Origin of the sequence: Rhodococcus sp. BE178 (assembly GCF_050433545.1) — a bacterium.
GTDB lineage: Bacteria > Actinomycetota > Actinomycetes > Mycobacteriales > Mycobacteriaceae > Prescottella.
The window spans coordinates 12,672-23,853 of record NZ_JBNPXA010000019.1; the positions used below are offsets into that span (position 1 = coordinate 12,672).

10 protein-coding genes are annotated in these 11,182 nt (G+C 63.5%); all 10 read left to right on the top strand.

Going from position 1 to position 11,182, the window contains the following annotated elements:
• The first annotated feature begins 5 nt into the window (after window positions 1-5).
• The 10 genes from J2X34_RS25060 to J2X34_RS25105 all read left to right on the top strand — a co-directional run bounded on the left by J2X34_RS25060 (window position 6) and on the right by J2X34_RS25105 (window position 10,990).
• Complete coding sequence (locus J2X34_RS25060) at window positions 6-1,187, top strand: MCE family protein (RefSeq protein ID WP_429520032.1); 1,182 nt, start codon at window positions 6-8, stop codon at window positions 1,185-1,187.
• Complete coding sequence (locus J2X34_RS25065) at window positions 1,187-2,221, top strand: MCE family protein (RefSeq protein WP_429520033.1); 1,035 nt, start codon at window positions 1,187-1,189, stop codon at window positions 2,219-2,221. Before J2X34_RS25060 ends, J2X34_RS25065 begins: the two co-directional genes overlap by 1 nt.
• On the top strand, window positions 2,208-3,260 hold the full coding sequence (locus J2X34_RS25070; protein ID WP_429520034.1) for an MCE family protein: 1,053 nt from the start codon (window positions 2,208-2,210) through the stop codon (window positions 3,258-3,260). Before J2X34_RS25065 ends, J2X34_RS25070 begins: the two co-directional genes overlap by 14 nt.
• Window positions 3,257-4,561 (top strand): MCE family protein, encoded by a 1,305-nt coding sequence (locus J2X34_RS25075; RefSeq protein ID WP_429520035.1) that lies wholly within the window; start codon window positions 3,257-3,259, stop codon window positions 4,559-4,561. Before J2X34_RS25070 ends, J2X34_RS25075 begins: the two co-directional genes overlap by 4 nt.
• On the top strand, window positions 4,558-5,781 hold the full coding sequence (locus J2X34_RS25080) for an MCE family protein (RefSeq protein WP_429520036.1): 1,224 nt from the start codon (window positions 4,558-4,560) through the stop codon (window positions 5,779-5,781). The genes J2X34_RS25075 and J2X34_RS25080 overlap by 4 nt, the downstream gene beginning before the upstream one ends.
• Complete coding sequence (locus J2X34_RS25085) at window positions 5,778-7,190, top strand: MCE family protein (RefSeq protein ID WP_429520037.1); 1,413 nt, start codon at window positions 5,778-5,780, stop codon at window positions 7,188-7,190. Before J2X34_RS25080 ends, J2X34_RS25085 begins: the two co-directional genes overlap by 4 nt.
• Window positions 7,157-7,948: a hypothetical protein gene (locus tag J2X34_RS25090; RefSeq protein WP_429520038.1), complete on the top strand. Its 792-nt coding sequence runs from the start codon at window positions 7,157-7,159 to the stop codon at window positions 7,946-7,948. The genes J2X34_RS25085 and J2X34_RS25090 overlap by 34 nt, the downstream gene beginning before the upstream one ends.
• A 32-nt stretch (window positions 7,949-7,980) precedes the next feature.
• Window positions 7,981-8,523: a h domain protein gene (locus tag J2X34_RS25095; protein WP_429520039.1), complete on the top strand. Its 543-nt coding sequence runs from the start codon at window positions 7,981-7,983 to the stop codon at window positions 8,521-8,523.
• Between the two features lie 170 nt (window positions 8,524-8,693).
• Complete coding sequence (locus tag J2X34_RS25100; protein ID WP_429520089.1) at window positions 8,694-9,482, top strand: nuclear transport factor 2 family protein; 789 nt, start codon at window positions 8,694-8,696, stop codon at window positions 9,480-9,482.
• A gap of 695 nt (window positions 9,483-10,177) precedes the next feature.
• Window positions 10,178-10,990 (top strand): hypothetical protein, encoded by an 813-nt coding sequence (locus J2X34_RS25105; RefSeq protein WP_429520040.1) that lies wholly within the window; start codon window positions 10,178-10,180, stop codon window positions 10,988-10,990.
• Window positions 10,991-11,182 lie beyond the last annotated feature (192 nt).

Here is an 11,182-nt window from a genome sequence, read left to right on the forward strand (position 1 = left end):
GGACGATGCCCGAAGCAAGGTGGAAGACGAAACTCGCTGCGGCCGTGATGGTGCTCGGCCTCGTGGCGATCGTCGTGGTGGCGCTGACGATGTTCGTCGGTGGATTCACGAAGAGCGAACCGGTCACGGTGACAGCCTCACGCTCAGGCCTGGTCATGGAACCCGACGCCAAGGTCAAACTCCGTGGTGTCGAAGTCGGTCGGGTGGCTTCGATCGACGAGGTCGACGGCCAGGCCCGGATCAAGCTCGACATGGATCCGTCGCAGATGCACCTCATTCCCGCGAACTCTCCCGTCGAGATCAAGTCGACCACGGTGTTCGGCGCCAAGTACGTCAACTTCGTTACTCCGAGCGATCCGTCGCCCAAGTCCCTTCAGCCGGGCTCGGTGATCGGCGCCGAGAGCGTCACTGTCGAGTTCAACACGCTGTTCCAGAACCTGTCGACGCTGCTGCAGCAGATCGAGCCGGAGAAGCTCAACGCGACGCTCGGTGCCATCTCGTCGGCGCTCAATGGGCGCGGTAACGAGCTGGGAGAGCTGCTGGGCGAGACGGATGCGTACCTGAAGAAGATGAATCCGACTCTGCCGCAACTGCAGCGGGATCTCGACGCTGCGGCCACCGTGACCAACACGTACGCCGACGTCACACCGGACCTGATGACACTGCTCGGCAATCTGACCGCGACCAGCGGCAGCATCGTCGAGGAGCGGGAGAACCTGCGCATGACGCTGGAGAACGCTGTGGCCCTCGCGAACAACGGCAACCAGTTGCTCACCGACAACGAGGCGAACCTGACGCGGTCGCTTGCGCTGCTGGAGCCGACCACGGCTCTGCTGTCCGGATATTCGCCGGCCATCTCGTGCCTCATCGTCGGGCTCAACAAGGCCCGCCCGATGGCCGAACAGATCGAGGGCGGTGGTCAGGCCGGGTTCGCGATGAGCTCGAGCTTCCTGGCGGGACTGGAGCCGTACACGTATCCGAGGGATCTACCCAAGGTCAACGCCACGGGTGGTCCGAGCTGCTGGGGCCTGCCCGACTTCGACCCGCGGCGTGACGGCAACGCGCCGTTCGTCGTGACGGACAACGCGAACACCCCGTACATGCCGGCGACGAAGTCGACCCTGAGCATGCCCACGCTGTTCCAGATGCTCTACGGCGGAACCCCGGTTGCGGAGGGTCGGAAGTGATGCGCGCGACCACAGTCAAGTTCCTTGCGTTCACCACTGTCATGGTGCTGATCTTCGCCGGTCTGGCAATCGTGTTCAGTCAGGCCCGATTCAGCAGCACCGACGGCTACCGTGCGGTGTTCACCAACGCGTCCGGTCTCAAGTCCGGGGAGAAGGTGCGGATCGCGGGTGTCCCCGTGGGCACGGTCAAGGGCGTCGAGGTGAACTCCGACAACCTCGCCAAGGTGACGTTCGACGTCGATGCGAAATACCCTCTGGTGCAGAGCACCCGGGCCACGGTCCGCTACGAGAACCTCGTCGGTGACCGGTACCTCGAACTGCTCGAGGGCGAGGGCTCGACGGCGCCGCTCGACACGGGCGGGACCATCCCGGAGTCGCAGACAGCGCCGGCCCTCGACCTCGACCTGCTTCTGGGTGGCTTCAAGCCGCTGCTCCGGGGACTCAGCGCTGAGCAGGTCAACGATCTGAGTGGCGCGCTGCTGCACGTCCTTCAGGGACAGGGCGGCACGCTGGTGTCGCTGCTCGGCAACACCAGTTCGTTCACGTCGACGCTCGCCGACCGGGACAAGTTGATCGGCGACGTCATCACGAATCTGAACACCACGTTGACGACCATCAACGACAAGGGTGACCAGTTCTCGTCGACGATCGACCAGCTCCAGCAATTGGTGAGCGGCTTGGCGCAGGACAAGGACCCGATCGGAGCCGCGATCCCGAAGATCGCCACGGCGACCGACGATCTTGCGCAGCTGCTCCAAGGAGCACGTCCGGATCTGCAGTCGACGATCGCCCACGCGAGCGATCTCGCGACGAACCTGCAGAACGGCCAGGACGACATCAACTGGGTGCTCGAGCGGTTGCCTGAGGCGTACCGGAAGCTGATCCGCACGGGTTCATACGGCGCGTTCTTCCAGTTCTATACGTGCGAAGTGGCGTTCAAGTTCTCCGGGCCCGACGGGAAGGAGCTGCGGGTGGACCTGCCGACCACACCGCTTCAGACAACGGGGAGGTGTGCATTCGATGGCCAAGGGTGAGCGGAATCTCACGCGCATCGGCATCATCGGTGTCGCTGTCTCGGCGTGCCTGGTGTTGGCTGGACTGCAGTACGACAGACTGCCGTTCCTGTTCGGCAACGTGCGCTACGAGGCGCTGTTCGAGGACGCGGGCGGGCTTATGCCCGACGACTTCGTGACCCTCGCCGGCGTCAACGTCGGCAAGGTGGAGAGTATCGAACTCGACGGTGCCGAAGTGCGGGTCGCCTTCTCGATGAACGAGGGTATTCGCCTCGGCGGCAGTTCGGGCGCCGACATCAAGACCAACACGATCCTCGGACGCAAGTCGCTTCAAGTGACCTCCGAGGGCGAGGACGTCATGAAGGTCGGCAGCACCATTCCGTTGGAGCGCACCAACTCTCCGTACTCGCTCAACGATGCGCTCGGGGACCTCACCTCGACCGTCTCGGATCTCGACACGAACCAGCTCAACGAGTCGCTCAACGCGGTGTCGGAGACGCTCTCCGACACCCCGCCCGAATTGCGCGCCGCGCTCGACGGCGTCACTCGCCTGTCCCAGAGCATCAACTCGCGAGACGAGTCCCTGAAGGACCTGCTGGGCCGGGCCGAGGGCGTGACGAAGATCCTTGCGGACCGCAGCGACCAGATCAACACGCTGATCCTCGACGGCAACCAGTTGCTCGGCGAACTCGACCGTCGCCGCAACGCGATCAGTGAGCTGATCACGAACGTCTCGGCCGTCTCGCAGCAGCTCACCGGTCTGGTTCAGGACAACGAGCAGCAGATGAAGCCGACGCTCGACAAGCTCAACGCGGTCGTCGCGAACCTGCAGAACAACAAGGACAACATCGGCCAGGCGCTCGAGGGTCTGGCGCCGTACGCGCGTTCGCTGGGCGAGGCTGTCGGCAGTGGCCCGTTCTTCATGGCGTATGTCGCGAACTTCAGCGTCAGCGCGCTCACGCAGACTGCGGTCGATCAACTGTTGTGGCCCGAGCATGTGCCGCAGGACCTCGCCCAGCTCCCGCCATTGACGACCGAGCTCAAGGATCCGAACCGATGAGCGACGAACAGCAGCAGACAAGTACCAGGAAGAAGTGGCTGACGATCGGTGGTGCTGCCGTCGTCGTGGTTGCCCTTCTCGTGGCCGGGGTGATCTACCTGTTCCCCGGGCTCGGAAAGACCACCATCACGGCGCAGTTCCCCTCCACCACAGGCTTGTACGCCGGCGACGACGTTCGAGTGCTCGGTGTGACGGTGGGCTCGATCGAGAGCATCGACCCCACCGGAACCGGCGCGACGGTCGTCATGAACGTCGATCGCTCGGTGGACATCCCGGCCGACGCCAAGGCGGTCATCATCGCGCCCAGCCTCGTCGCTGCGCGGTTCGTGCAGCTCACCCCGGTGTACACCGGGGGAGAGGCGATGGCAAACGGTGCTGAGATTCCGATGGAGCGCACCGCTGTTCCGGTGGAGTGGGACGAGATCAAGACGGAGCTGACGAAGCTGTCGGACGCACTCGGTCCACAGGGCGGTGCCGATCAGGGCTCGCTCGGCAACTTCATCGACACCGTCGGGGACAATCTCGACGGCAACGGTGATGCACTGCGCAGCACACTGCGCGAGCTGTCCGACACGATGAAGACCCTGTCTGACGGGCGAACCGATCTGTTCGCGACGATCCGCAACCTGCAGGTGTTCGTGTCGGCACTCGCGTCGAGCAACCAGCAGATCGTGCAGTTCGGCGGACGCCTGCAGTCCGTGTCGTCGCTGCTGGCCGACACCAGTGACGAACTCGGCACGGCGCTGCAGGATCTCGACGTCGCGATCGGCGACGTGAACCGCTTCGTCACCGAGAACCGCGCCTCACTCACCGAGCAGGTCGGCCGGTTGGCGGACGCGACCTCGGTGCTCGTCGAGAAGCGCCCGCAGCTCGAGCAGATTCTGCATGTCGCACCGAACGCCCTGGCGAACTTCAAGGACATCTACACCCCCAAGCAGGGATCGGTGAACGGTGTTATTGCCGCGAGCAACGCAAGGAACCCGATCAATATGGTCTGTGGCCTCATCGCGGGGCTCGAAACCAATGATTCGGATCGATCGGCAGACCTTTGTGCTCAGTTCCTCGGCCCGGTGCTCAACTCGATCACGACGAACTACCCGGCGATCCTGACGCGTGTAGCGGATTCCCAGGGTGCGCTGCCAGAGCAGATCGAGTTCAGCCCGCCGAGTCTCGCCGGCCAGGTGCCGGCGCGGGCGCCGTCGGGACCGTCCTCCTCCGAGATTGCGCCGCTCTTCACTATGCCGTCGGTCCAGGTGCCCAAGGACCTCAGCGAACTGCTCAATCCGGGAGGTGGGCGATGACCGGGAACCGTAAGCGAACCCGAGTGCTGGCCACGTCGGCCATCGCCCTCACCCTCACGCTGGCCGTGACAGGCTGCGAGTGGAACGGTCTCAACTCGGTTCCGTTGCCGGGCACCGAAGGCCGAGGAGACGACTCGTACACCGTGCAGGTTCAGATGCCGAACGTGACGACTATGTCGCAGAACTCACCGGTTCGGGTGAACGACGTGACGGTCGGCGCGGTCACCGGCATCGAGGTACAGGACTGGCACGCCCTCGTCACGGTGTCGCTCAACAAGGATGTGCAGTTGCCGGCCAACACGACGGCGAAGATCGGGCAGACCAGCCTGCTCGGTTCGCAGCACCTCGAGTTGTTGCCCCCGGTGGGCATCGCCCCGCAGGGAACCCTGAAGGACGGGGACGTCATCCCGCTCGAGCGAGCGGGCGCATACCCCACGACGGAGCAGACGCTCTCGTCCCTGTCGGTCGTGCTCAATGGCGGTGGCCTGGCGCAGATCAACGACATCACCCGGGAACTCAACGCGGCCCTCGGCGGGCGCGAGGATTCGATCAGGGACCTCCTACCGCAACTCGATCAGCTTGTGGGCAGTCTCGACGATCAGCGCACGCAGATCATCTCCGCCATGGAAGGGATCGATCGACTGGCCGGCACGGTGAACCAGCAGACCGACACGCTGAACCGCGCTCTCGACGGGATTCCGCCTGCCCTCGAGGTGCTGGTGGCGCAGCGTCAGAACCTGACGAATGCGCTTGTGGCGCTGGGTAACTTCAGTGACACCGCGACGCGGGTCATCAACGAGAGCGGCGACGATCTGAAGGCGAATCTTGCTTCGCTGTCACCGCTTCTGGAGCAGCTCGCCAGCACGGGTAACAACCTGACCGAGGTGCTGTCGCTGATGCTGACCTTCCCGTTCACGATGAAATACATGGATCAGGTGTTCCAGGGTGACTACGCGAACCTCAACATGATGATCGATCTGACCAACGAGCGCCTGACCAGCAACTTCATCGACTCGACGGGTTTGGGGCCGACACTCGCAGGTGTCGAGGGCGCGCTCGGGACGTTGGCGGGCACTGCCGGCCAGACCAACGATCCGCTCAAGATCCCCGAGCCGAAGAAGCCTGATCTGATCCAGCCCCAGCCCAAACCTGCGACGGCGGACGATATTCCGTCGCTGCAGATTCCTGGCCTTCCGCAACTAGGAGCGCCGACGCCATGATGCTCTCGAGGTTCGTCCGCATTCAGTTGGTGATCTTCTCGATCCTGACCGTCATCGGTCTGGTCGTGATGGGCACCCAGTACGTGCAACTGCCCGCGCTGTTCGGCATCGGGCAGAACCGCGTGACCGTGCAGCTGCCCTCGAGCGGTGGGCTGTACGTCAACGCCAATGTCGCGTTCCGCGGCACCAATATCGGCAAGGTCGAGGACGTCGTGCTCACCGAGGACGGTGTGGACGCGAAGCTGTCCATCAGCAGCAGCTACGACATCCCCGCGGACCTCGACGCGGCGGTCAAGAGCGTGTCCGCGGTCGGTGAGCAGTACGTCGACCTGATTCCGCGCACAGATTCGGAGCCGTACCTCACCGACGGGGACGTGATTCCCGTGGACCGCACGAGCATTCCACAGGACGTCGGCGTGATGCTCGACCAGGCGAACACTCTCGTCCAGAGTATCTCGAACACCCAGTTGCGCACCGTCGTCGACGAGTCGTTCAAGGCGTTCAACGGCGCCGGCCCGGACCTGCAGCGGCTCATCGACTCGGCGCGCCTGTTCGTCCAGGAGGCCAACGCCAACTCGGACGCCACCAAGACACTGATCGAACAGGCCGAGGGCCTGCTTGACACGCAAGTGGTCACGAGCGACGCGATCCGTGCGTGGACACAGAACCTGGTGACCTTCTCGAACCAGTTGCGCGCCAGCGATCCCCAGATTCGAAGTGTGCTGGCGCAGACGCCGAACGCCGCGACCGAGGCCAATGCCCTGTTCCAGGAGCTGAAGCCGACCCTGCCGCTGCTGCTCGCCAATCTGGTGAGCGTCGGTGAGGTCTCCACCATCTACCACAAGAGCATCGAGCAGGTGCTCGTGATCTATCCGCCGCTGGTGGCGTCGCTGCTGACCATGGCGATGAACGGGCCGATCGACGACGGCGCGATCGTGAACTTCGCGCTGCAGGTGAACGATCCGCCGCCGTGCACCACGGGCTTCCTCCCGGCCGACCAGTGGCGTGCACCGAACGAGAGGACGACGCCTCCCACGCCGTCGGACCTCTTCTGCAAGGTGGCCCAGGACGACCCGAGTGTGGTTCGCGGTGCGCGCAACTACCCGTGCATGGAGTTCCCGGACAAGAGGGCCGCTTCGCCCGAGGAGTGCGGTAGCGCAGCCGGATACGTTCCGCTGGGCAACAACCCGCCCAGTGGGCCGCCGCAGGATCCGTCTGTACCCTCGTACACGACGGCTCCGGCGAGCGTCGGGAGCGCGAATGTGCCTGCCACAGCGCGCCCCTACGACCCGACGACGGGCAAGTACGTCGGGCCCGACGGCCTGCTGTACTCGCAGCCGGGGCTTGCGGGAGGAACACCGAGAGAGGACACGACGTGGCAGACGATGATGACACGTCAGCAGGGCTGACACCCGACGAGTACAAGCGGCCGACACGTCGGCGTGCCAGTCGCAGTGCGGGACCGGCGAACGGCGACGGCGCACAGTCGGTGAAGAACGTACAGTCTGCCGACTCGGGTACCGGCCCCACAGGCATTATCACGTTGGAGAAGGCCCGGACGCCGGTCGTGGATGCCTCGGCGACGGAATCCTCCGCGGACACCGAGGCGGCAAACCTCTCGGGTCCGGCGGGGGAGGCTGCGTCGGACGATCGGAACCCGGTCGCCTCGACCGAACCCGGTCGGAGCCGCGGTGCGCTGGCGGCCATGATCGCTGTGGGCTTGGTGATCGTGGCGCTTCTCGGGGTCGGTGGGTGGTTGGTGTTCGAGCGGATGGCCGCCAATGATCGTGACGCCCGGCGAGAAGCCTTCATGGGAACCGCTCAGCAGACGGTCCTCAATCTCACGACGATCAAGCCGGAGACTGCCAAGGAAGACGTCGAGAAGATCCTGGCGGGGGCGAGCGGCGAGTTCAAGTCCGAGTTCGATGGCCGCGAGGACCCGTTCGTCAGCATCGTGAAGGAAGCCGGCGTGACCACGGTGGGCCGGATCGTCGCGTCCGGAATCGAGAGCGACAGCGAGGACACTGCAAAGGTTCTCGTGTCCGCGCGCGCCGATGTGACTACCCCCGACGGAGCGCAGAACGGTACGCGTGACTTCCGGATGCGAGTCACGGTGACCGACAACGACGGGACGTTGACCGCTTCGAAAGTGGAGTTCGTGCCGTGACCGACAAGAGTGTTGAGAACGAGGGCGCTGCTATGAGCACCGACACAGGTTTGCCGCCGACCGAGCTCGCGTCCGAGTCCGTGCCCGTGAAGTCCTCGTTGCCGACGGCGCTCGTGGCCGTCGCCGGCGTGGTGGTTGCAGCCCTGCTGGTGGGCGTCGGGTTTCTGGGCTGGGGCTACCTGCAGGATCGGGCCACCGAACAAGCCAGGACCGACGCGGTCCAGGCGGCAACGGCTCAGGCTACGGCGATGCTGTCCTACAACTTCAACGACGTCGACCAGCAGTTGGCTGCCGCCGGTGACGGTCTCACCGGTGACTTCAAGGCCGACTACGACAAGTTGGTGAAGGAAACGATCGCGCCGGGCGCCAAGGAGAAGAAGATCACCGTCGAAGCCACAGTGCAGGCGGGGGCGATCGAATCGGCGAGCCCTGACGACGCAGTGGTCCTGTTGTACGTCAACCAGATCACGACCAGTGAGGAAATGCCGGACGCCGCCACCACCGGCAGCCGGGTGCGGATGGAGATGCACAAGGACGGCGATCGCTGGCTGACAGGGCGACTCGCGCCGGTATAGCGATGCCCCGCGTCGCAGGGTGTCGAGTCGACGATGGCCGCAACTTCCTAGATGTGGAGGAGCGCCCGATCTGAGGGGATGCTGGGATGGTGCGTTCGGCTCCATACCGCTCCTTTCCCAATGGAATACTTCTGGACGCCATCTGTTTCGACCGGGGGGTAGTCACATCGATGAACCGGCAATCGACAGTCTCGAGGTCGATCACGACCGACGAACTTCGCAGTCTGGTGCGAAAGTCTCCCACTGCGCTCGCAGCTCATGACAAGTCGGCATGGCTCGAGCTGTTCGCTGAGGACCACACAGTGGAGGACCCGGTGGGTGGACGTCCGGTGATCGGTGGAGGATTCGACAAGAAGTCCGGGTCCCGGGGACGCGGACCCTTGTCGCGGTTCTGGGACACATTCATCGAGCCGAACAACATTCGGTTTCACCAAGAGCGAGACGACATTGTGACCGGGCTGTCGGTGGTCCGTGATGTGACCATCGAAGTAGGGTTCCCAGGTGGAGTGACTGCGCGTGCGCCAATGCACTTACTCTATGAGGTCACTCTGGACGAGGAGGTGCCTCGCATCCGTCGACACGCCTCGCACTGGGAGCCCGGACCCATGTTTGCGCAAGTCCGGGGTGTGGGTCCGACCGTGCTTCGTATCCGAGCGCGCACGGTCGCGCGGATGATTCGACTGCAAGGAGTGGGAGGGGCACACGCGTACGGCCGCTCGAGGAACAGCGTCGGCGAAGCGGGTAAGCGGTCCGTTCTCGACCTGGTACATGCCAGTCAGTCCGGAGATCAAGCGGCTCGGAACCTCCTTGGGGGCAAGGACGTTCGAGATATCGTCAAGATCATTGCGGCGGGCGATACCGTGACAGTGTCGTGCACTGCCGATGGGGTGCAGGCCGTTGTCTTCTTCTACCTCAACAGAAAGACAATGACCATCCGTCGATGCGACGTCTACAGCTGATTTCAAACCCGACATCGCGGGCTGAGTAGCAGCCTGTTCGCGGCGGAGGCGGGCGTTCGGCGGTCCGTAGCGCGACGTGCCCAGTGGGGCTCCGGACCCGGCCGGCGGAAGGGACGGGATCCGATATCTCTCGGGGCCCGGAGGTATTCGGACTAGCGGATGGGTGGCGCTGTGGCCAACTACTGTCGCGCGCATCGCGGAAGGTTTCTGGCGGTTCCCGGCAGAGCCTTTGTCCCTGCCTGCAGCGCGCCTGCGTTGGGCCATGCCTGCGGCATCCCCTGAGCGGACACGGTGTCCTTCCCTCTTCCGTCCTCGAGCCTCGAGTGGTCTCCCGTTGGACAACCCTGGTCCATGAGGTCGCGCCGCAACTGCGCACTTGATCCTTCCCGCTAGTACTTGGAAGACAGTTGCTCGCGGCGCGGGATCCGGCGCGGGACCATCGAAATCGTGAGACGAACCCGTCGGCGGCCGGCCGTCCCAATCCACGGCAGACGCAAGATAGACGCCGGTGCAAATTGTGAGTCAGATCATAATTCGGTGGCTGTTGGATTCTCCGAAATGTGGTTGATGGGTCCTTCGTCGTGCTTAACTGGCTTTGGTAGCGGCACCGAATCCGGGGGGTGGTTATCCAAAGCTTCTGCTCTTGTCGGTTATTCGATCAGTGTGGGTCGAGTACAAAATGCGGGAGGTCGGAGTTGTTCTCATTGTTGTGGCGCAAGAAAATCATTGGTTTGGCGAACGGCGCTGTGGCACTCTCTTTTGGGATGGTGGCGGCGCTCGCGCCGCCGGCCTCGGCGCACACGTTAACCAATATGTTCGATACAGGATGTCTGGGAAAGTCTCCCACGACGTTGTTTCCAAACAGCCACCTTCCGGGTAATACCATGTCAATCGAGGTATCTCACCCGAGCTCTGGCGTTTATCACCTTCAGACCGGAGTCGGAACTTTTGCCAACACGCCTACCGGGCCATCAGTACCGGCGGGAACTCTGGCGACGGCGATGTCGAGGTTTAGGCTGCTGTACAAGATCAACCCATCCACGTTTGTTTCTGCGTCGGTCGTTCCGGGTACCGGAATTGGTTTGGTGGGTCCCTCTTCGGTCACGCGGGTAAACGCGACTGGTGCCGCAGATCCCGGCGGCGATTACATCGCGCTGTCCGGCGGAGCCACCATCGCGGGGGCGAGTCCCTCTGGATCGAACGGATCGGTTGCTGGACTAACCGCTCCTGCTGTGGGTGGACCCACTAGTACGACGTCTTTTCAACTTCCAGCGGTGTCCATTTCGACAACGGCGAATGAATTGGATGCCGTTGTTGCAACGAATGGGTCGGCGGGGAAGTACGGGAACCCTGCGAACTTCTTGACCTTCCTGGTTTCAGTGAGCTACTACGGTGTTGCTTCGCACGCTGCGACGATGTGTATGCCGACCGACGTATCTGCATTGTCTGATTCGGATATCGGAAGCTATCTACCCTTGAATGGCGGCGCAGGTTCGCTTCATTCGTGAAGGTTGTCATGTCTGATTCGTCGACCGTCAAAAGGCTCACCACCTCTGCACGGCTTATCTGGGGGCCGTGAGAATGTAGCCGCTTCCGATCTGCGGCGGGTGCGATTGGCTAATTGGTGCGAGTCGGGAAAATGTTGCAGCGCCGTAGTGGGGTGCAGGCTTTAGAATTGCGATTTTGGCAACGGGTATTCC

What these genes read in the sequence shown, in the direction of transcription:
- J2X34_RS25080 (WP_429520036.1), top strand. Translation starts at nt 4,558, where the DNA reads ATGACCGGGAACCGTAAGCGAACCCGAGTGCTGGCCACGTCGGCCATC.
- J2X34_RS25060 (WP_429520032.1), top strand. Translation starts at nt 6, where the DNA reads ATGCCCGAAGCAAGGTGGAAGACGAAACTCGCTGCGGCCGTGATGGTG.
- J2X34_RS25065 (WP_429520033.1), top strand. Translation starts at nt 1,187, where the DNA reads ATGCGCGCGACCACAGTCAAGTTCCTTGCGTTCACCACTGTCATGGTG.
- J2X34_RS25100 (WP_429520089.1), top strand. Translation starts at nt 8,694, where the DNA reads ATGAACCGGCAATCGACAGTCTCGAGGTCGATCACGACCGACGAACTT.
- J2X34_RS25075 (WP_429520035.1), top strand. Translation starts at nt 3,257, where the DNA reads ATGAGCGACGAACAGCAGCAGACAAGTACCAGGAAGAAGTGGCTGACG.
- J2X34_RS25085 (WP_429520037.1), top strand. Translation starts at nt 5,778, where the DNA reads ATGATGCTCTCGAGGTTCGTCCGCATTCAGTTGGTGATCTTCTCGATC.
- J2X34_RS25095 (WP_429520039.1), top strand. Translation starts at nt 7,981, where the DNA reads ATGAGCACCGACACAGGTTTGCCGCCGACCGAGCTCGCGTCCGAGTCC.
- J2X34_RS25070 (WP_429520034.1), top strand. Translation starts at nt 2,208, where the DNA reads ATGGCCAAGGGTGAGCGGAATCTCACGCGCATCGGCATCATCGGTGTC.